Genomic DNA, 18,613 nt, shown 5'->3' with positions numbered 1-18,613 from the left:
TGCCGCAGTAGTTGACATCTTTCCCATGCCGGAAACAATCCGGTTTATTCGCCCGGCCCCCGCCCCTATCAAGGGTGGAAACCAGGCAGGCCGAGGCGGATGTCCCGAAAAAATGGCTAAGATTGCGTATATCCTTCTGTGCCACAAGGATCCGGCCGCAATCGAGCAGCAGGCGAGGCAGCTGACGAGGGCGGGCGACCTTGTGGCGATCCATTTCGACGGCCGCGCGCCCCGGGCTGACTACCGGACGCTGCGCGCAGCACTGGAGGGCAACCAGCGCGTCACCTTCGCGCCGCGGCGCATCCGCTGCGGCTGGGGCGAGTGGTCGCTGGTCGAGGCAACGCTGCTGACGCTGGAGGCCGCTGCCGAGGCTTTCCCCGGCGCGAGCCACTTTTACCTGCTGTCGGGCGACTGCATGGCGATCAAGACCGCCGAATACGCCCACCGGCTGCTGGATGCGCGCGACTGCGACTTCATCGAGAGCGTTGATTTCTTCGAAAGCGGCTGGATCAAGACCGGCATGCGGGAGGACCGGCTGATCTACCGCCATGTCTTTAACGAGCGCAGGAACAAGCGCCTGTTTTACGCCAGCCACGCGCTGCAGAAGCGGCTGGGCGTGAAGCGGCGCATTCCCGAAGGCCTGCAGATGCAGATCGGCAGCCAATGGTGGTGCCTCCGGCGGCGCACGGTGGAGCGGATCTTCGATTTCCTGAAACAGCGCCCGGACATCACCCGTTTCTTCCGCAGCACCTGGATCCCGGACGAAACCTTCTTCCAGACGCTTGTGCGCCACCTGGTGGCGGAAGAAGAGATCGAGAGCCGTACGCTGACTTTCCTGATGTTCAGCGACTACGGGATGCCGGTCACCTTCTACAATGATCACTACAACCTGCTGCTCAGCCAGGATTTCCTCTTTGCGCGCAAAATCAGCCCCGACGCGCAGGATCTGAAGGCGCGGCTGGGGGCGCTTTACGCGGCGGAGGGAGTGGAGTTCCCGGTCTCGAACGAGGGGCGGGCGCTGTATGACTTCCTGGTGCAGCTCGGCCGCCGCGGGCGCCGGTTTGCGCCGCGGTTCTGGGAGGCGGAAAGCACGCTTGGCCATGACCGCGAGCTTCTCCTGGTGATCTGCAAGAAGTGGCATGTAGCCAAACGCCTGCTGGCGCTGTTGCGAGATGCGGCGGAGACACCCGCCGTGGAGTACCTTTTCGACGAGGAGGACACGCCGCTGCCCAGCCTGGGCGGTATCGAAGGGGCGCTGGAAAAGCGTACCCGGCACCGGCGGGCGCTGCTGCGGATGCTGTTCGACTACTTCGGAGAGCGGCGCCTTATCCTATGCCTCGACCCGTCCGGCATGGAGCTTATGCGGGATTTCACTTCGGACCGGGCCAAGGTGCGGCTCCTGCATATTGAGTGCCGTTTTTCGGATGAGTACCTGAAGGGCCATGCCCGCCGGGTCGGGCTGGCCGGCGCGCAGACCCCGGCGGCAGCGCTGGAGCGCCTCTTGCCCGCGATCCGCAACGATATCCTGCATGAGGCGGCGCAGATCGAGGAGGCGGGGTTTGCCAGTCTCTACCGCTTGAGCGAAGGCGGCAGTCCGGAGGAGAATGCGAGCCAGCTCGCCGCTTTCCTGGGCCTGCCCCAGGAGCGGGCGGCGGCCATCGTTCAGGCGCCCGGACTGTTTGAGGACTGAACAGGACCGCACGAGGATAACCCAGGACCCGGAGGCCCTGGGTGCTTTCAGGCGCGGCTCAGATCTCCACCTCGACCTGGCCGATCGGGTTGGAGCAGCAGGCGAGGATGTAACCGGCGTCGATGTCCTCTTCCGAGATGCCGCCGTTGTGCACCATGTGCACGTCGCCCGCGGTCTTCTTCACCTTGCAGGTGCCGCAAATGCCGAAGGTGCAGCCCGAGGGGATGTTGAGACCGGAAGCCTTGGCCACTGCCAGCACCGTATCGGTTTCGGCGCAAGCGGCAGTGACCCCGGAGGCGGCGAAGCGGATTACGGCCGGGGCCGTGTCGGCGGGCACCACATCGTCGATCTCGGGCGCGTCGGCTTCGGTCTCCACCGGGGCGCCAAAGCTTTCCTGGTGGTAGTTCTCCATGTCGAAGCCGAGGCCGTTCAGCATGTCGCGCACCGCCTGCATGAAGGCATCCGGGCCGCAGCAGTAGACCTCGCGCTCCAGGTAGTCCTGGGCCATCAGGCCGAGCATGATCTGGTTGAGCTGGCCGCGGTAGCCGGTCCAGACCTGGTAGGGGTCGTCCTCCTCCACCACGAAATGAAGCTTGATGCCCGGCACCCGCGCCGCCATGCCTTCAAGCTGGCGGCGGGCGATGATCTCGCTCGGGCGCTTGGCGCAGTTTATGAAGCAGACGTCGGGCGACTGGCCGCGGTCGAACAGGTACTGGGTCATCGACAGGCTGGGCGTGATGCCGGAGCCTGCGGAGATGAACAGGAACTTGCCGTTCGGCCGCTTCGGCAGGGTGAAGAGACCCGCGGGTCCGGAGGCCTTGAGCCGCATCCCCGGACGCAGGTGGTCGAGCATCCAGCGGGTGCCGATACTGTCCGCCTGCGCCTTCACCGTGACCGAGATCGACAAGGGCCGCGAGGGCGAGGAGCTGATCGTGTAGGTGCGCCAGACGGTGCCTTCGGGCACCGGCAGCTCCAGCGTGAGGAACTGGCCGGGCTGGTACTTGAACCAGCAGCCCGAGGGCGCGCGGAAGCTGAAGGTGGCGGTGTTGGGCGCCTCCGGCACGACGGTGACGCATTCCAGCATCTCGTCGTCCTTCCACGCCAGCGTTTCGTCCAGCGTCTCGAAATTCGCAAGCAGTCCCATGCGCTTACTCCGCCGCGATCAGGTTGCGCCCGGTCAGCGCGCGCATGAGCTGCGCACCGTACCAGTTGGTGAACTGGATGACGCCGCTTTCCTGGCTCGGCGAGTACGGGCCGGGCTCGTAGGCGGGCGAGTTGATGCCGCGCTGGTTGTCCTCGACCACGATGCGGTCCTCGTCGTTGGTGGCGGTCCAGACCTCGGTCAGGCGCTTGAGGTCATAGTCCTGCCCCTCCACCGCGTCCTTGTGGACCAGCCACTTGGTAGCGACTTCGGTCTCGGTCGGGCTGATCGGGGTCACGCGGAACACGATGGAGTGATCCGGCAGGAAGTGGTTCCAGGTGGTCGGGTAGTGGAACTTCAGCAGCGTGCCCGCATCCGCGAAGGGCACCCGGCCGAGCGGCTTGGCGACCGCGGCCTTGCCGTCCATCGTGTAGCTCTCGGCGCCTTCGTTCAGCGGCATCCGCGCCAGGCGGTACTGGCCGCGGGCGTCGATCTGGAACTGCGCCGGGCAGCCCGCGCCCTCGATCCGGTCGAAATGCTTCTGCAGGTGCGGCGGGGTCTCGCCGCCTTCGACGCCGGTGACGGAAGGATCCTCGGGGAAGGTGCGGCAGAGCGCAGGGTGGTTGCCGCCGCAGTGGTAGCACTCGCGGTTGTTCTCCCAGACCAGCTTCCAGTTGCCGTTCTCGACGATGGTGCTTTCATGCGCGATCTTCGCGTTCGTGAGGTCATGCGGCGTCAGGTAGGGGCGCGCAAGTTCCGCGAAGGTGTCGAAATCGGGGGCCTGATCGGCGAGGCAGATGTAGATCAGCCCGGCAAGGTCGCGGCAGTGGACCGGTTTCAGCCCGTGTTTGGAGGCGTCGAAATCCGGACCCATGTCGCGCGCCCAGAGGAGCTTGCCGTCAAGCTCGTAGGTCCACTGGTGGTAGGGGCAGACCAGCTTGGGCGAACTGCCCTTCTTCGCCTTGCAGACCACCGAGCCGCGGTGGCGGCAGGCGTTGTGGAAGGCACGCACCTCTCCATCGCTGCCGCGCACGATGATGACGTTGTAGCTGCCGACCTGGTGGGTGACGTAATTCCCGGGCTTCGGGATTTCGCAGGCGGGGATGGCAAACAGCCACTCACGGTAGAAGATCTGGCGCAGGTCCAGATCGAAAACGCCCGGATCAGTATAAAACGCCTGTTCGAGGGAATAATTCTGCTGCCGCGCCATCAGCTTGGCCAGGATTTCGCTGTCCTGAAGCATCTGCATCTCTCCTGAAGCCGCATCCCCGCGGCCCTGTTGGCTGGGTGCGGGCATGAGCCGGGAGAGGCCGCTGGCACGCGCCCGCAACCGCCCTGCCGCTGCCCGCGGTTGACGTTTCCTGGCAAGGCTGGTTTCCGGACTTGCCCGGGGCCGCCTGCGGCGGGCATGGCACCTTCCCGAAGCGCGCGCCTCAGTGGTGATCTGCCATGCCTTGCCCGGGTTCACCGTTGCGGGGGCAGTGCCGGAATTTCACCAGCTTCCCAATTCTCCGCCCCGAAGGACGGCACCTTGCTGCGGCGGAAATTGCCCTCTTTCCACGGTCTTGACGGCGACAAATCCGACCGGCCGAAACCGGAAAAAGACATAGGGGTTCTGCGTCCCGGAGCCGGTTCAGGCGGCGGGATATCAAACCGGCACTCTGCCCTCTGTTTGCGGCAAGGCCCTGAGGACCCGCCGCTTTCCAGCGCGGCGCCCTCCGAATCGCTGCCCAGGCTAAAGGCCAGCTGCACGCCTGCACACAGACACGCTTTCCGGGTATACTTGGCGGCACGAGGCGGCAGGGGTTGAGGGAGTTTCAGATGACGACTGGCCATGTTTTCATTGCAACCAGCCTGGACGGATACGTGGCCCGGCAGGACCATTCGCTCGATTGGCTGACCCGGCAGCCAGGCACGAGCGACGAGGAAAGCGGCTTTGCCGCCTTCATGGACAGCGTCGACGGCCTTGTCATGGGGACGGGGTCTTTCCGCAACGTGCTCGGGTTCGGACAGTGGCCCTATTCAAAGCCCGTGATCGTCCTGAGCAGCAGCCTGACCAGCGGGGACGTTCCCGGGCACCTGCAGGACAAGGTCCGGCTGAGCCGCGCGTCTCCCGCCGGCCTCATGCAAGAGCTGCAGCAGGAAGGCTGGAGACGCGCCTACATTGATGGCGGCAGACTGGTGCAATCGTTCCTGCGCCAAGAGCTGATCGCCGATCTCACCATCACCACGGTACCGGTGCTGATTGGCAGCGGCATTCCGTTGTTCGGGCCTCTCGACAGCGACATCGGGCTGGAGCTGATGGCTTCGCGCCGGCTTGGCACCGGAATGGTCCAGAACACCTACCGGATCGTGTGACTGCGCGGCCGCCCCGTGGGACGGCCGCCCGTGGTCACTTCGACTTCCAGCTGTCCAGCCAGCGCCTGAACCGGCCGCCGCGTTCGGAGATCGCATCGCCCGCGGCGTAGAAGCTGTCCTCCACCTGCTCCACCATCGGGTCGATCCGGGCGCGGCGGAAGCGGCGCCAGCGCACGTAAATGGCCCAGAACAGCGCTGCCAGCAGTACCAGGATGATAATCGTGGGCCAGTTGGTGGGCTTGTCGTCAGGCCCGGCCACCGTCTTGATCGAGACCGCGTTGGGAAAGGCCGACAGGAACTCGTTGCGCCAGCCGTAATGCATCACCGCCACCCACTCGGGGTTGGCCTTGGTGGAGATCGCATCATTGGCATCGGTATAAAGGTTCGCGGTGTCGAACTTGAAATAGGGCGGCCAGTTCCAACCGGTGTCTTCGTTACGGTAGACGATGGCGCGGCCGTTGGGGCGCACCGCCTGGATGAACTGCACATCGCGGTTCTGCAGCTCGGCCGACTGATCGTCCGGTGTCGACCAGAAGATCCGGGTCCAGTCGTTAAGCTCCTGACGTTCCTCGTAAGTGTTGACGATGCGCACCACGTCATATTGCGGCAGCGTGTAATGCAGGAAGGCGCCGATCACCAGCCAGACCAGGATCAGGACGCCCCATTTGATGTATCGCATCGGCAGCACCTCACATGAAGTTAATGACGTAGACCAGGAGCGCGATCGCCCCCAGCGGAATGATGTAGACCAGCAGGATCAGACGGCGCCGGAACGAGCGGTCGTATTGTTTCAGCCCCCGCTGGATGAAGGCCGCGCGGTCGCCGGTCAAGCCCTTGTGTTTCCAGTGGCGCTTGAGCTTGGCGCGCCGCACCTCGCGCGAGTAGAGCGAGACGGCAGCATAGACCACCGTGAGCCCGACCGCGAGGAGCAGCACCAGCCGCAGGAAGCCGAACATTCAGCGCCCCCGCCCGCGTCTTACCGCGCCCCAGGGGCCGACCCGCTCCACCAGCCGCTCGGACCGGACGCTCTGGCCGCGCGGGCCCCAGGGCAGCGCCGGGGTCTTGCCCTCCATGTCTGGCTCGTGGCCAAAAAGCGCAGCCCGGGCGCCCGCCTTGTCGACGGCGTATTCACGGGCGAGGAACTCTGCCGCGTAAGTCTTCTTGGCCTCGGGCCAAGTGCTGTAGAGACGGTAGAAAGCCTGTTTGTGGCAGATGAAGAGCTGGCGGAAGTCGCGCGGGGCGAGCTCAGCCAGCAGCATGTTCACCAGCTCCGCCTCGGGCGTGTCACTCGCGCGCAGGGCATAGAAGAACGCCGGATGGCTCGGGCGCATGCTGGGGCGCGGGCCGCCGTCCTCGGCCCAGCGCAGAAGCGCCGCGAGCCCTTCGTATTCCGCGGGCAGGTCCTGCGCATGGCGCGCCACGAGCCGCCGCAAGCCGCTGCGCGGCAGGTCGGAAAGGTCCACGCCCTGCTCCGCCAAGGCGCTCACCGCGATGAAGTCCATCTTCTGCCGCGAGACCGCCGCCCCGTCGATGCCGCGGGCCTGCGCCACTGGCTCGGCCAGGCCATTAAGCTTGAGGAACTCGGCGATCTGCTGGCGGTCGTCGAGCGTGAAGACATGTTTCAGCGGCAGCTTGCCCTCGGGCCGCTCGGCGCTGGCGATCATCGCCGGGTGCGCCAGCCCCGGAAACAGGTAGAGCCCGCCGAAATGCGCGGTCCAGAAGTTCTGCTGCTCGAAGACCTCCTGGCCGAGCCGCACCGGGTTGCGGGTGACGTCGCCGGATTTCTCTGCCGTCTCGATCATCTCGGCAATCAGCGCATCGTCGAACCAGCCGTCCTCCTCGCTCTTGAAGCGCTCCACCAGTTCGGCCAGCCTGTCTGCGTGCTTAAGCGTGCCGCGGGTGGTGTCGGCCTCGATCCGCACCTGGCGGATGTCGAAGAGCTTGGCGGGGCTCGAGACCTCGAAGACCGAGTTCACCATTTCGCCCGCCACTGCGTCCGTCGCGGTGAGGGCAAAGAGCTGGCGCTCGTTCGCAGTGATGAAGCGGCGCAATATATCGCGGCTGGTGGAGAACTGCGCATTCAGGAGCGGACAGCGCTGCTGCTCGGTCGAGAGCAAAATGAACTGCCGGTTCACGCCCGCATGGTTGAGGTAGAAAATGTCATTGAGCTCATCGCCGACCTCGGGCGAATAGCCGGAGATATCGACGTGGAAATCGTTGAGCGCGGTGGTCTTGCCGGTCAGATGCATCAGCGCGCGGTTATAGCGCTCCACCAGCGCGGGCGAGGCCACGTGGAAGAGGTTGCCGAACATCAGGCCGCGGTCGATGAGGCGTTTCAACTCAACTCCTCCAGTTTTTCGTATTCACTCAGTTCGACTTTGAGTCTTTCCCACTCCATCTTTAGGTACCGATTGACCAAGTTCGTCAGGCCAAAGGCAATATCTTCTTTCTGTTCAGCATCACGCTCGTTGATGAGTTTAATCAGTGTGTTGAAAATATCTTGAGATAATTCCTCTTGCGGATTCATCCGGAGTAATACTCTTTGGACACACGCTTTTATGTCGAATATCGCGGCTTGCTGGCTTTTGTTTTGAACAGGCACTGCCGCCAGAATCGTCGCAAAATCTTTTCTAAGTTCATCAATCCATTGCTGACGGAAGTCTGCCAGTTTCATGCGTCGGGAGAGTTCGAGCTGCAGCCTTCTTTCATTTGCAGCTCGGTTTTCGGCGGCCTCACGGCTTTTGGCTGATCTAGCCTCCACTGATCGATTTACAGCAACGGTAACCCCTCCAGTAAGCAAGGGGATTGCAACTATCGTTACGAGCTCTTTGTGTGTGACCAGCCACTGGTTCCAGTCGAGAAGGAAATCGAAACTCACCCCTTCCCCTCCAGATACCGCCGCTTCGCCTCTTCCTGCCGCCCGAAATCGCGCACCATGGCCTCGATCGCGGCCTCGTCGGATTTCTCGGCATAGCGGAACTCGCTGTCGGCGTAGCGGTTGATCTCCTGGATTACCATCTCCGCCGTCACCGGGCGGCGCAGCTCGGCGATCATGGCGCATTTCTCCTCGTACCCCTTGGCCAGGAACAGCTCGGGGTTCTCCATCCATTCGTCCGGCAGCTCGAAATCCATCGCGCGGACCTTCACCGCATCGGTGATGTTCTTGATCGCGCGGCCGGTGAAGCGCGGGTCCACGGCCTGGATTGCCTTGAGGTAGGTGCCGAGCTTGGCGAGGCTGTCGAGCTCACCTGCCTGCTCCTGGACCCGCCCGAAGACCTCCAGAAGCGCGGGCTCCTGCGGGCGGTTGTGCGCGGCGAAGGAGCGGGCGACGGCGCGCTGGATCTCCTGCGCGCCGTAGAGGTCGTGATTGCCGAGCGGGATCTCGTGGCCCTTGCCCATCAGCAGCGTCAGGATGTCGATGTAATCCTCCCGCGTCTGCGGTCCGTCCACCAGGAAGCGCGCGCCGGCCCGCTGGCGCAGGGCGTCGTCGACGTTCTCGGGGTAGTTGGAGAACATTCCGAAGGTGCAGTTGCCGCGCACCACGGTGTTGGCGCCGGCAAAGGCCTCCATGAACACCGCGGTCACCTCCTGCTGGCCCGCTGAGGACTGGCGGTCGCCGCGCTTGCCCGCGATCTGGTCGATGTCGTCGATGGTGCCGAAGCCGATCACGCCAGGGTCGAGCACGTTCTGGATGAACGACTTGGCGTTCTGGCCGGATTTGCCCTGGTAGCTGTCGATATTGTCGATGCCGAAGTTCTGGTAGCGGAAGGGGTAGCCCGCGGTCTGGCAGTAGTCGTGGATGAGGCCGGCCATCATCTGGATCAGGGTGGTCTTGCCGGTGCCCGGCTTGCCGTCGCCCATGAAGGTGAAGATGAAGCCGCCCATCTCGGCGAACGGGTTGAGGCGGCGGGTGAAGTCATAGGCCATCAGCATCTTCGCCAGCCGCATCGCCTGGTACTTGGCGATGTGGTTGCCGACCACCTCATGCGGTTTCTTGAAGGCCATGGTGAGGGTTGTGGATTTCGCCTTGCTGGCGGGCTCGAAACCGCGGAGCGTGAGATCGTCCGCCTCCACCCGCCAGGACGCGCCGGTGAAGGCTTCGAGCCGCGGGGCGTTCTGCGCGCGAAGGGCGGCCTTCTCCATGAGCTGCTCGGCATAGGCTGCGGTGGCGGCGATCAGATGCGCGTCATCGTCCCCGTGCAAGGCAAGCTTCTGGTCCAGCTCCCAGAGCGCGCCATGGAGGGCAAGCGGAGCATTCTCGGTCAGGATCTCCTCGGCCTCGCCCACCTCGGCCTGCGCCTCGCTGCCGTGGGGGGCCAAAAGGAAGGCTGTGGCATTGGCAAAGACATGCAGGGCAATCAGCGCCTCTGCCGCCAGCAGCTCGGTGAACTCCCCCTTGCGGGCGGCGTCCAGCGATCCGGCGAGGTTCGCGCGCTTCAGATCCCCAAGCGGCGAGGCCTCGGCATAGGCCTCCGCCATCGCCAGCGACACGGCGAGCGCCCGGCGCAGGGCGTGCTGCAGGGTCGCCTGCAGGGGCGAGGTCAGCGGGTCGTCCCCGTCCGAGGCTTCGATGCGGGCAATCAGGTGCACGCCTTCGGGGCGCGCGGTGGCGCGCGTAACCAGCCCCGGCGTGGTGGAGCGGAAGCGGCGGCGGGTACCGATCCCGGGCGAGCGTTCCGCGGGCTGCGGCGCGGCCGCGGGTTTGGCGATGCGCGGGGTGTGGTCGAAGCCCGCCAGCAAAGCCGCCGCCGCCGGGTAGTGGCCGCGGATGTCCTCATCCCGCAGTTCCATCAGATTGCCCGTCATGCTCATCTCAGCCGCACCCTTGTTTCATCTTTCCCAAAATACTCCCGCCGGAGGCTCCTGCCGCCGCAACCCGTGAGCGCTTCAATATCTCAGCACCTGCCCCGCAGCGCTCACCACGTATTTCCGCACCCCGGCAAAACCCGGCGGGTCGAGTTCCGCGAGCACCTGGAAAGGGCGCTGCGGCAGGATGATGGCGCGCTGCGTGCGGGTGGCGCCGGTTTCCGCGCCGTGCCCGCCGAAGGGGTCGAGCGCGAAGACCTCGCGTTCCACCGTGCCGAACCAGCCCGCGCGCTCCTCGCGCACGTCTTCGCTTTCCAGCTCCTCCAGCGTCCAGGCCAGCGCCCAGTCCTGGCCCTCGGGGGCGTCCGCCTCGCCCAGCACGCGGTGGAGCGGGCCGGATTGCTCGGTATAGGCCGAGGAATACATCGGCCCGACGTGAAAGCGGCGCAGGCGCTTGGGGTGGAGGTCATCGAAGTCCTCGTCGAACCCCTTGGCGATGGTCAGCAGCTTCAGCCCGGCAAGCGCCTGCGCCATCAGGTGGGCCTGGCACTCGGGCCAGCGGCGCTCGTCCTTCGGCAGCGCCACCTTGCCGCTGTCCTCCAGCTCCATCAGGTAGATCACCGGCAGGTTCACCTGGCTGTCATAGGCCGCCCAGTGCAACAGGAAGCGCCGCCGCCGGGGGCCGAGGTTTTCCAGCCATTCGCACTCGGGGTCGTTCTGGGTCCAGAACAGATCGCCCCTCAGCAGTTCCTCGTAATAAAGCCGCTGCGAGAGCGCGAATTGCAGCCGGGCGGGTGCCTTGCGCTCGGCGATGATGCTGCGGACCATGTCGTCTTTTAGCGCTCCGGCACCCGGCATGTTGGCGAGGTGGCGCTCGGCCTGCTGCGCGTCGTTGGCCATGGTCATCAGCTCCGCCGCCACCGGAAAGCCGCTGTCGCGCCGGTCCATCGACAGATGCGCGGCAAAGCGGCCGCGGCCTGCCATCAGGTATTTCATCGACAGCGCGCGGAAGCTGAAGTTGAGCCGCATCAGGTAGCCGGTCAGCACCTTCACATCGGATTTCGTCAGCTCCCCTTCGGCCTGCATCGCCGCGGCGACCCGGGTGAGATGGCGCAGGATGGTGCCGAACTTGCGGAAGTAGCGGCGCGAGGCGAAGGTGTCGGTAAGGCCGGTATGGTCCTGGGCGGGGTCGGTCATGGCACGTCCCTTTCCGGACGTGCCGCTTGCGGCACGGACAGCGCCCGGCCGCCCCCGTCGAACCGCAGGTTTGCCTCCGGCAAAACGGCGGGCGCTACGCTCCCACCCGCGGCCGGGAGCTGCCTTCTGTAGTTAAAGGATCTCATTTCAGTCCATTTCTACTGCTTTGAAGCCTGATGCAGGTTCCCAGCCCCCAAAGGACAACCAGGGCACCTGCCGTCATGCTAAGCATTCCGAACGACTGGACACCGTGGTGAGCCAGGCGGGCCGCCAAAGTACCGGCCTTACCCCGCGGGAAAGCTGCTCCAGAAAGGAACGCCGCGAGGAAAGGCCAGACAAGCAGTCCAGCACCCACCGGCAATCCCCACCTGGCATACGTCCGCACCCTCACCCCCCATACAGGTTCTTGTCGTGCTTCTCGACAATCGCCGCGAACCGCCGGGCGAAGCGTTCGTCGGCCTTGGCCTTCTTCTCCAGCACGTCGCGGGCAAAGACCATCTGGCCCTCGTGGGCTTCCAGCATGTCGGCCATCTTCTGGTTGGTGGCGGTGCCGATCGCGGCCATCGCGGTCTGGGCTTCCTTGTCGGTCTCCACCCCGATCTCGTTGATCCTATGCGCCACGTCCTGCTGCTGCGCGGTCTTCAGCGACTTGGTGAGCGCATCGTAGAGCACCACCCGCTGGGCGGTGTCGGTCTTCAGCTTGTTGATCAGCACCATCTGCGTCGCGGCCTGGTTCTGCAGGCTGTCGACCCAGGTCTTGCCCTTCTCGATGTAGCGCTCCAGCGTCTGGGACTTGGCGAGCTTGACCTGCTCCTCCTGCACCATCGCGTTGTATTTGGTGTTAAGCTCCGCCAGCTCGGTTTCCAGCTTGGTGCGGGCGGCGGCGTCCTGTTCGACGGCGATCTTGTTCTCGAGCGCGATGATCTCCGGGTCGAGCTTGGTGATCTCGCCGCGCAAGGCCTCCAGCTCCTGCACCGTGAACTCGCGGTCGTCGAGCGTCGCGGTGAGGTTCTCCTGCACACGTTCGCGCTGCTCCTCCAGCGTCGCGAGCTGGCCTTCGAGCAGGGTCACGATCACGTCCGACTTAGCGATCAGATCCTGCAGCTTGTCGTCGATATTGGCGGTCCGGATCCGCTCCTGGCGCAGCGAGTCCGACTTTCCCTTGCTGAAGAAGCCGACAAAGCTCTCCCAGCCGGTCTTGCCCCGCATCTCGTCGAAGTCACGGGAGAACGCCGCGGTCACGTCGTCGAGCCCCATGATCAGCTCGGCGATATTGGCGTTCATCACCTCGGTATGGGCATGCACATCGTCGAGCGTCGCGTTCTCGATGTCGATGGCGGCGTCCTCGCCTGCGTCCATCTTGGCGCGCGCGGTCTCGATCCGGCTGGTCAGCGCCTCGATCCGCGCCTGCGAGTCGCGCACCTTCTCCTGGCTGTCTGCCACCATGCGGTCAAATTGCGAACGGCTCATTCCAGCAGCCCCCTCCCTTGCAAATAGCTTGTTACCGATATGGGGATGTAAAACGTATTTACATCCCCCCGGGCGCGGTAATTGCGCCGCCTTCGGAGCCACTGTTGCAGAGGTGCCGCGGAAAGGAAAGCAGGCGCGCGGATGCACGCGCCCGCGGACGCTCAGATCGTGCGGGCCTTTTCCAGCACCAGGAAGGTCATCAGCCCGAAGGGCGGCAGGCTCTCCTGCACCTCGATGCCAAGCCGGTCTTCCTTGAGCACGGTCTCCAGCGCGAAGTCGGAATGCCAGCCGATCACGTTGGCCAAGGGCGCGGAAAGCTTCTCGATCGAGGCCATCACCCCGTCTTCGCGGCGGAAGTGGTTGGTGATCACCACCTTGCCGCCGGGTTTCAGCACCCGGGCGATTTCCTGCATCACTCTTTCGGGGTCGGGAACCACCGACAGCACGTGCATCGCGGCGACCATGTCGAAGGAATTGTCCGGAAAATCGAGCTGGCGGGCATCCATCTGCCGCAGCTCCGCCACTTGTGTAAGCTCCAGCTCTGCCACCTTGCGGCGGGCCTTGGCCAGCATTTCGTGGCTGAAGTCGATGCCGCTCACCTGCAAGTGTGGGGCGTAGTGAGGCAGCGAAAGCCCGGTGCCGACACCGACCTCCAGAACCCGGCCCTCGCGGGCGTTCATGTAGCGGGCCGCGCGGCGGCGCCCTGCACTGGTCACCACTCCGAAAGTCCGGTCATAGACCGGCGCCCAGCGCGCGTATGACGATTCAACCGCTTTGATATCCAAGGTTTCCCCCCTGCTCGTTACCTTCTACCTGCCGGGCGATTTCGCGATCAGCCCCCAGATTACCATCACCACATACGCCAGGCACAGCACCACCAGGGTGGTCCAGGCGTAGGTCAGCACGGCCGCCCCTGCAAAGGCGAAACCGACCAGGAAATATTTCACGTTCTCGCGCGAGATCTTCAGCGCCTTGGGCGACCATGTCGGGATCCGGCTGATCATCAGCAGGCCGATCACCACCATGTGGAGCGAGATCAGCAGATCCGGGATCACCGGGCCATCGCCAAACGCGAAGGAGACAAACATCGGCAGCATCGCCAGCAGTGCCCCGGCGGGCGAGGGGATGCCGGTGAAATAGCCGCTGCGCGGGGCGGGCTCGTCCGATTTGGCGGAGACGTTGAAGCGTGCAAGGCGCACCACGCAGCAGACAGAGAACACCAGCACAGAGATCCAGCCGGCGCTGCGGGTGTCCTGCAGCGCCCAGAAATAGACCACCAGCGGCGCCGCCACGCCGAAGTTCAGAAAGTCGGCCAGCGAGTCCAGTTCGGCACCCATCTTGCTGTCGCTGCCGAGGGCGCGCGCCAGGCGGCCGTCGAGCCCGTCGAGGATCGCCGCCGCGAGGATCAGCAGCACCGCCAGCGTATAGCTGCCATGCACCCCGAAGCGGATTGCCGACAAGCCCGCACAGATCGCGCCGATGGTCATCATGTTCGGCAGGAGCTGGATCAGGGCGAACTCGGCCTTCTTCTTTTCCGGGGCTTCGTACATGGTTCTGGCGGGGTCCTTCCTGGCTGCTGCCATGACGTCTGCGGATGCGGCCTGCCGCTTGGCGGACAGGGCGCGGCGGCGGTATGCCTGTCCGGTTGCGCCTGCCGTTCCGGCAGGCTTTCGCCATCACACATAAAAGGTTTGTGCCCAAGCGCAAGGGGCATGCCGCCGCACAGCCGCAGCCGCAGCGGAGGAGCCGCACGTTCCCGGCGCGGCCGCGCGGGAGCGCAGCGCGCGTGCGCGCTGCGCGGCCCAACGGGGAAGGGCCGCTCAGCAGGGCGGCCCGGCGCGGGCAGGAGCACCCCGCCCGGCGAATGTCTCAGCCGACGATGTTGAAGCCGGGGCCGTAGGGGTACTTGGTGATGTTCTCGTTGCCGTCTTCCTGGATCACCAGGATATCGTGCTCCCGGTAGCCGCCCGCGCCCGGGTTGCCCTCCGCGATGGTCAGCATCGGCTCCATCGAGATCACCATGCCCGGCTCCAGCACCGTATCGATGTCCTCGCGCAGCTCCAGCCCGGCCTCGCGGCCGTAGTAGTGCGACAGCACCCCGAAGGAGTGGCCATAACCGAAGGTGCGGTATTGCAGCAGGTCCCGCTCTTCGAAGAAGGCGTTTATCTTGTGGGTGATCTCCGCACAGCTGGCCCCCGGCTGCAAGAGCGAGATGCCATATTCATGGGCCGCCACGTTGGCTTCCCAGATCGCCAGCGAGGCCGGGTCCGCCTCGCCCACGAACAGGGTCCGCTCCAGCGCGGTGTAATAGCCCGAGATCATCGGGAAGGTGTTGAGCGACAGGATGTCTCCGCGTTCAAGGCGGCGGCCGGTCACCGGGTTGTGGGCGCCATCGGTATTGATGCCGGACTGGAACCAGACCCAGGTGTCGCGGTATTCGGCATCCGGAAAGCGCTTTGCGATCTCCAGCTCCATCGCATCGCGCCCGGCCATCGCCACGTCGATCTCGCGGACGCCCTCCCTGATGGCGTCACGGATCGCGTAGCCGCCAACGTCGGCCACCGCGGCGCCCGCACGGATCAGCTCGATCTCGGCAGGCGACTTGTGCATCCGCTGGCGCATCGTCGGCTCATAAAGGTCGATGAGGCGGGAGGGCTTCAGGAAAGCCTCGAGCTTTGCCTTCTGCAGCAGGGTCAAGTGGTCGCTTTCATAGCCCACTGCTGCGCCCTCGCCCGTGACCGAGGCCACCGCGCGCCAGAAGTTGTCGCGCTGCCAGTCGGTGTAGGTGATGTTGTCGCAGAACGACCGCCGCCAGGGCTGGCCTGCGTCGATGCCGGCCGAGATGGTCACCGTCTCGGCCGCGGTCACCACCAGGCCGTAGGGGCGGCCAAAGGCGCAGTAGGTGAAGCCCGAGTAGTAGGAGATGTTGTGCATCGAGGTGAAGACCGCGGCCTCCGCGCCTTCGCGGGCCATGATCTCGCGCAGGTTGGCAATGCGCGCCTCATATTCGGCGACGGCAAATTGCAGCGGCGCCTTTTCGCCGTTGTGAAAGCGGTACATGTCAGGACGTGCAGTCATATCAGACCCTTCCTTCTTACAAGAAAGGTCCCGGCGTTCAGGACGGATTTTGGAATGTGGGGGCACCATGTATCCCATGCGGCGACGCCATCGCCTGGCCCTTGCGCGGAAGATGCGGCGGAAACGGGATTCTGGCAAGAAAAAAAGGAGCTGCCGGCAGGCTATCTCCCGCTCTGGGCCGCGGTGGACTTTGGGTGCGCGCTCCAGCGCCCTCCCGCGGGGAGGGACGGCCGCCGCCCGGCCTCCCGGCCGGACCGGAGATCAATTCACGATCAGCGCCACCAGATCGCTTTCCGGGTCGGCTAGCGGGTCGATGACGTTGAAATGGTGCTTGCCGAAGGCAATCACATGGGCGGCGTCCCAGGCCTCGACCAGCCAGATTGCCTGATCGAGGAAGGCCGGGCGCTCCTCGCCGCCGACCCAGACGGTGACCTCAGCCGGGTAGCGGCTGGTCATCTCTACCGGGCTTTCGGCTATCGCGGCCGCCGAGTCCATCTTGAACTTCTGGTTCATCGTAGTGCGCAGCAGCGGCCGCAGGTCCGCAAGCGGCGAGATCGGGATCACCGTCTTGATGCGCTCCCCCACCGAGGCAGGCACGAGCGCCGTGTCCAGCATCCTCGCCACCAGGTGGCCGCCAGCAGAATGGCCCGCGAGCGCGATCGGCCCCTCGACCTCTTCCGCGATCCGGGTCACGGCAGTGGTGATCTGCCGGGTGATGTCGGCGATCCGCACCTCGGGGCAGAGATCGTAGGACGGCATCGCAACCGCCCAGCCATGCGCCATCGCGCCCCGCGCCAGATGCGACCAGGAGCTCTTGTCGAACGCCAGCCAGTAGCCGCCGTGCACGAAGATGAACAGCCCTTTCGGCGCGCCCTCGGGCATGAACAGATCAAAGCGCTGCCGCGGGCTCTCGCCATAGGGAATGTCCAGCCGGGCGCGGTCATGCAGGCTGTTTCGGAAATCCTCGGCCGAGGCAGCCCAGCGCGGCGGGTACTTGTCGGCCCCTTGGATATAAGCGCCATTGGCGTAGGCGTCGTCCAGTTCCATGCCCGGTCTCCCCATTCATTCTGTTTTGCCGCTAGCAGACAGTGTCGCAGTGGCGATGTCAATTTTCTCCACCTCGGATTTGATCATATTCTGGACTCATGCTTCCTGCTGGACATATGCAAGGACAGCTGCTTTGCATTCATCCAGAACCGAGAGGGAGGCCCGCGATGCTTGACGATACCACAGACCTGAAATCGCTTCTGAAAGATCCCAGCCTGCTGGAGACGCGCGCCTACATCGGCGGCAAGTTCACCGAGGGGGACGGCACCTTCGATGTCACCAATCCGGCCCGCGGCGATGTGATCGCCAAAGTGGCTGACGTGAGCCGCGCGCAGGTGGCAGGCGCCATCGCCCAGGCAGAGGCGGCGCAGAAAGACTGGGCCAAGTGGACCGGCAAGGAACGCGCCCAAGTGCTGCGCAAGTGGTTCGACCTGATGATGGAGAACCAGGAGGACCTGGCGGTGATCCTCACCGCCGAGATGGGCAAGCCCTTGACGGAATCGCGCGGCGAGGTCGCCTATGGGGCCTCCTTCGTGGAGTTCTTCGCCGAGGAGGCCAAGCGCATCTATGGCGAGACCATTCCCGGCCATCAGCGCGACAAGCGCATCACCGTGATCAAGCAGCCGATCGGGGTTGCGGCCTCGATCACGCCGTGGAACTTCCCCAACGCGATGATCACCCGCAAGGCCGGCCCGGCCCTGGCGGCGGGCTGTTCCTTCGTCGCGCGCCCGGCGGCGGAGACGCCGCTCTCGGCTATCGTGCTGGCAGTGCTGGCGGAGCGCGCAGGGATCCCCGCGGGCGTGTTCAACGTGGTGCCGTCGTCGCGCTCGTCCGAGGTGGGCAAGGAATTTTGCGAGAACCCTGCGGTGCGCAAGCTCACTTTCACCGGCTCCACCGAGGTTGGCCGCATCTTGCTGAAGCAGGCCTCCGAGCAGGTGATGAAATGCTCGATGGAACTGGGCGGCAACGCGCCCTTCATCGTGTTCGACGACGCCGATCTGGATGCTGCGGTCGAAGGCGCGATCATGTGCAAGTTCCGCAACAACGGACAGACCTGCGTCTGCGCCAACCGGATCTACGTGCAGGCGGGCGTCTATGACGCCTTTGCGGAGAAGCTGAAGGCAGCGCTTGAGAAGATGAAGGTGGGCGACGGGCTGGACGAAGGCACCGATTTCGGGCCGCTGATCACCAAGGACGCGGTGGAGAAGGTCGAAGAGCACATCGCAGACGCCAAGTCCAAGGGCGGCAGCGTGATCCTCGGCGGCAACCCGTCCGAGCTTGGCGGCACCTTCTTCCAGCCCACAGTGGTCATCGGCGCGACGCAGGAGATGGCCTTTGCAACCGAGGAAACCTTCGGCCCGCTTGCGCCGCTGTTCAAGTTCGAGGACGAGGACGAGGTGATCGCGATGGCGAATGACACCATCTTCGGGCTTGCCTCCTACTTCTACGCCAAGGACCTGAGCCGGGTCTACAAAGTGGCCGAAGCACTGGAATACGGGATCGTCGGAGTGAACACCGGCATTATCTCCACCGAGGTGGCACCCTTCGGCGGCGTCAAGCAGTCGGGCCTCGGCCGGGAAGGCAGCCACCACGGCATCGAGGACTATCTGGAGATGAAGTACATCTGCATGGCCGTCTGATCCGCACGCGATAGAGGCACAAAGGGCCGCGGTTCCGTACCGCGGCTTTTTTCGTTCGATCGATGCGAGAGCAATGCTGGCCGCCGCTGCCAAGAGCCGCGCATCTCCGGCGCGCGCGGTGGCGATCCGGGCAGGCATGGTTGGCAGTTTATGTCTGCGACAGTCCGTACAACTTCTCGAGGGACC

The 18,613-nt window shown here is 64.8% G+C and carries 16 protein-coding genes and 1 riboswitch; of the genes, 3 read left to right on the top strand and 13 right to left on the bottom strand.

Going from position 1 to position 18,613, the window contains the following annotated elements; translation table 11 throughout:
• Positions 1-112 precede the first annotated feature (112 nt).
• Entirely contained in the window at positions 113-1,690 is a 1,578-nt protein-coding gene (locus ACOHWE_RS08015; protein ID WP_420665501.1) for a DUF5928 domain-containing protein, read from the top strand.
• A gap of 58 nt (positions 1,691-1,748) precedes the next feature.
• On the opposite strand, the gene ACOHWE_RS08010 is transcribed toward ACOHWE_RS08015, so the two are convergent.
• Together ACOHWE_RS08010 and ACOHWE_RS08005 are read right to left on the bottom strand one after the other, a co-directional pair.
• Entirely contained in the window at positions 1,749-2,834 is a 1,086-nt protein-coding gene (locus ACOHWE_RS08010) for an FAD-binding oxidoreductase (protein ID WP_420665500.1), read from the bottom strand.
• A 4-nt stretch (positions 2,835-2,838) separates the two neighbouring features.
• The gene (locus ACOHWE_RS08005; protein WP_420665925.1) at positions 2,839-4,074 is read right to left on the bottom strand and encodes an aromatic ring-hydroxylating oxygenase subunit alpha; all 1,236 of its coding nucleotides are present in this window, start codon (positions 4,072-4,074) and stop codon (positions 2,839-2,841) included.
• Between the two features lie 108 nt (positions 4,075-4,182).
• Positions 4,183-4,380: riboswitch (cobalamin riboswitch) on the bottom strand.
• Positions 4,381-4,652: 272 nt separating this feature from the next.
• Between ACOHWE_RS08005 and ACOHWE_RS08000 the strand changes: the two genes are divergently transcribed.
• On the top strand, positions 4,653-5,189 hold the full coding sequence (locus ACOHWE_RS08000) for a dihydrofolate reductase family protein (RefSeq protein ID WP_420665499.1): 537 nt from the start codon (positions 4,653-4,655) through the stop codon (positions 5,187-5,189).
• Between the two features lie 34 nt (positions 5,190-5,223).
• Here the strand turns inward: ACOHWE_RS08000 and ACOHWE_RS07995 are convergent, their stop codons facing one another.
• From ACOHWE_RS07995 to ACOHWE_RS07945, 11 genes are all read right to left on the bottom strand, one after another.
• On the bottom strand, positions 5,224-5,868 hold the full coding sequence (locus ACOHWE_RS07995) for a DUF1523 family protein (protein WP_420665498.1): 645 nt from the start codon (positions 5,866-5,868) through the stop codon (positions 5,224-5,226).
• A gap of 10 nt (positions 5,869-5,878) precedes the next feature.
• On the bottom strand, positions 5,879-6,145 hold the full coding sequence (locus ACOHWE_RS07990) for a hypothetical protein (protein WP_420665497.1): 267 nt from the start codon (positions 6,143-6,145) through the stop codon (positions 5,879-5,881).
• Positions 6,146-7,528, bottom strand: coding sequence for a DUF6638 family protein (locus ACOHWE_RS07985; RefSeq protein ID WP_420665496.1), 1,383 nt, complete (start codon positions 7,526-7,528; stop codon positions 6,146-6,148). It abuts the gene before it with no gap.
• Positions 7,525-8,067 (bottom strand): hypothetical protein, encoded by a 543-nt coding sequence (locus tag ACOHWE_RS07980; RefSeq protein WP_420665494.1) that lies wholly within the window; start codon positions 8,065-8,067, stop codon positions 7,525-7,527. The genes ACOHWE_RS07985 and ACOHWE_RS07980 overlap by 4 nt, the downstream gene beginning before the upstream one ends.
• Complete coding sequence (locus tag ACOHWE_RS07975; RefSeq protein WP_420665493.1) at positions 8,064-10,001, bottom strand: AAA family ATPase; 1,938 nt, start codon at positions 9,999-10,001, stop codon at positions 8,064-8,066. The genes ACOHWE_RS07980 and ACOHWE_RS07975 overlap by 4 nt, the downstream gene beginning before the upstream one ends.
• A 75-nt stretch (positions 10,002-10,076) precedes the next feature.
• Positions 10,077-11,192, bottom strand: a complete 1,116-nt coding sequence (locus ACOHWE_RS07970) for a hypothetical protein (RefSeq protein ID WP_420665492.1) — start codon at positions 11,190-11,192, stop codon at positions 10,077-10,079.
• A 387-nt stretch (positions 11,193-11,579) separates the two neighbouring features.
• The gene (locus tag ACOHWE_RS07965; RefSeq protein WP_420665491.1) at positions 11,580-12,662 is read right to left on the bottom strand and encodes a coiled-coil domain-containing protein; all 1,083 of its coding nucleotides are present in this window, start codon (positions 12,660-12,662) and stop codon (positions 11,580-11,582) included.
• Positions 12,663-12,823: 161 nt separating this feature from the next.
• Positions 12,824-13,447 carry a class I SAM-dependent methyltransferase gene (locus tag ACOHWE_RS07960; protein WP_420665490.1) on the bottom strand — a complete coding sequence of 208 codons (624 nt, stop codon included), beginning with the start codon at positions 13,445-13,447 and terminating at the stop codon, positions 12,824-12,826.
• Positions 13,448-13,471: 24 nt separating this feature from the next.
• Positions 13,472-14,212, bottom strand: a complete 741-nt coding sequence (gene pssA, locus ACOHWE_RS07955; protein WP_420665923.1) for a CDP-diacylglycerol--serine O-phosphatidyltransferase — start codon at positions 14,210-14,212, stop codon at positions 13,472-13,474.
• A gap of 319 nt (positions 14,213-14,531) precedes the next feature.
• Entirely contained in the window at positions 14,532-15,740 is a 1,209-nt protein-coding gene (locus ACOHWE_RS07950; protein ID WP_420665489.1) for an aminopeptidase P family protein, read from the bottom strand.
• Between the two features lie 261 nt (positions 15,741-16,001).
• Positions 16,002-16,787: an alpha/beta hydrolase gene (locus tag ACOHWE_RS07945; RefSeq protein ID WP_420665487.1), complete on the bottom strand. Its 786-nt coding sequence runs from the start codon at positions 16,785-16,787 to the stop codon at positions 16,002-16,004.
• 167 nt (positions 16,788-16,954) lie between these two features.
• On the opposite strand from ACOHWE_RS07945, the gene ACOHWE_RS07940 reads away from it, so the two are divergent.
• On the top strand, positions 16,955-18,427 hold the full coding sequence (locus ACOHWE_RS07940; RefSeq protein WP_420665486.1) for an NAD-dependent succinate-semialdehyde dehydrogenase: 1,473 nt from the start codon (positions 16,955-16,957) through the stop codon (positions 18,425-18,427).
• Positions 18,428-18,613 lie beyond the last annotated feature (186 nt).

This window comes from Cribrihabitans neustonicus (genome assembly GCF_048820895.1).
Taxonomy (GTDB): Bacteria; Pseudomonadota; Alphaproteobacteria; order Rhodobacterales; family Rhodobacteraceae; genus Cribrihabitans_A; species Cribrihabitans_A neustonicus.
This window is presented reverse-complemented; position numbering and strand designations above follow the sequence as displayed.

Excerpts from the sequence above, each read along its gene's own strand:
- ACOHWE_RS08015 (WP_420665501.1), top strand. The coding sequence starts at position 113 with ATGGCTAAGATTGCGTATATCCTTCTGTGCCACAAGGATCCGGCCGCA.
- ACOHWE_RS08010 (WP_420665500.1), bottom strand. The coding sequence starts at position 2,834 with ATGGGACTGCTTGCGAATTTCGAGACGCTGGACGAAACGCTGGCGTGG.
- ACOHWE_RS08005 (WP_420665925.1), bottom strand. The coding sequence starts at position 4,074 with ATGCTTCAGGACAGCGAAATCCTGGCCAAGCTGATGGCGCGGCAGCAG.
- ACOHWE_RS08000 (WP_420665499.1), top strand. The coding sequence starts at position 4,653 with ATGACGACTGGCCATGTTTTCATTGCAACCAGCCTGGACGGATACGTG.
- ACOHWE_RS07995 (WP_420665498.1), bottom strand. The coding sequence starts at position 5,868 with ATGCGATACATCAAATGGGGCGTCCTGATCCTGGTCTGGCTGGTGATC.
- ACOHWE_RS07990 (WP_420665497.1), bottom strand. The coding sequence starts at position 6,145 with ATGTTCGGCTTCCTGCGGCTGGTGCTGCTCCTCGCGGTCGGGCTCACG.
- ACOHWE_RS07975 (WP_420665493.1), bottom strand. The coding sequence starts at position 10,001 with ATGAGCATGACGGGCAATCTGATGGAACTGCGGGATGAGGACATCCGC.
- ACOHWE_RS07970 (WP_420665492.1), bottom strand. The coding sequence starts at position 11,192 with ATGACCGACCCCGCCCAGGACCATACCGGCCTTACCGACACCTTCGCC.
- ACOHWE_RS07965 (WP_420665491.1), bottom strand. The coding sequence starts at position 12,662 with ATGAGCCGTTCGCAATTTGACCGCATGGTGGCAGACAGCCAGGAGAAG.
- pssA (WP_420665923.1), bottom strand. The coding sequence starts at position 14,212 with ATGTACGAAGCCCCGGAAAAGAAGAAGGCCGAGTTCGCCCTGATCCAG.
- ACOHWE_RS07950 (WP_420665489.1), bottom strand. The coding sequence starts at position 15,740 with ATGACTGCACGTCCTGACATGTACCGCTTTCACAACGGCGAAAAGGCG.
- ACOHWE_RS07945 (WP_420665487.1), bottom strand. The coding sequence starts at position 16,787 with ATGGAACTGGACGACGCCTACGCCAATGGCGCTTATATCCAAGGGGCC.
- ACOHWE_RS07940 (WP_420665486.1), top strand. The coding sequence starts at position 16,955 with ATGCTTGACGATACCACAGACCTGAAATCGCTTCTGAAAGATCCCAGC.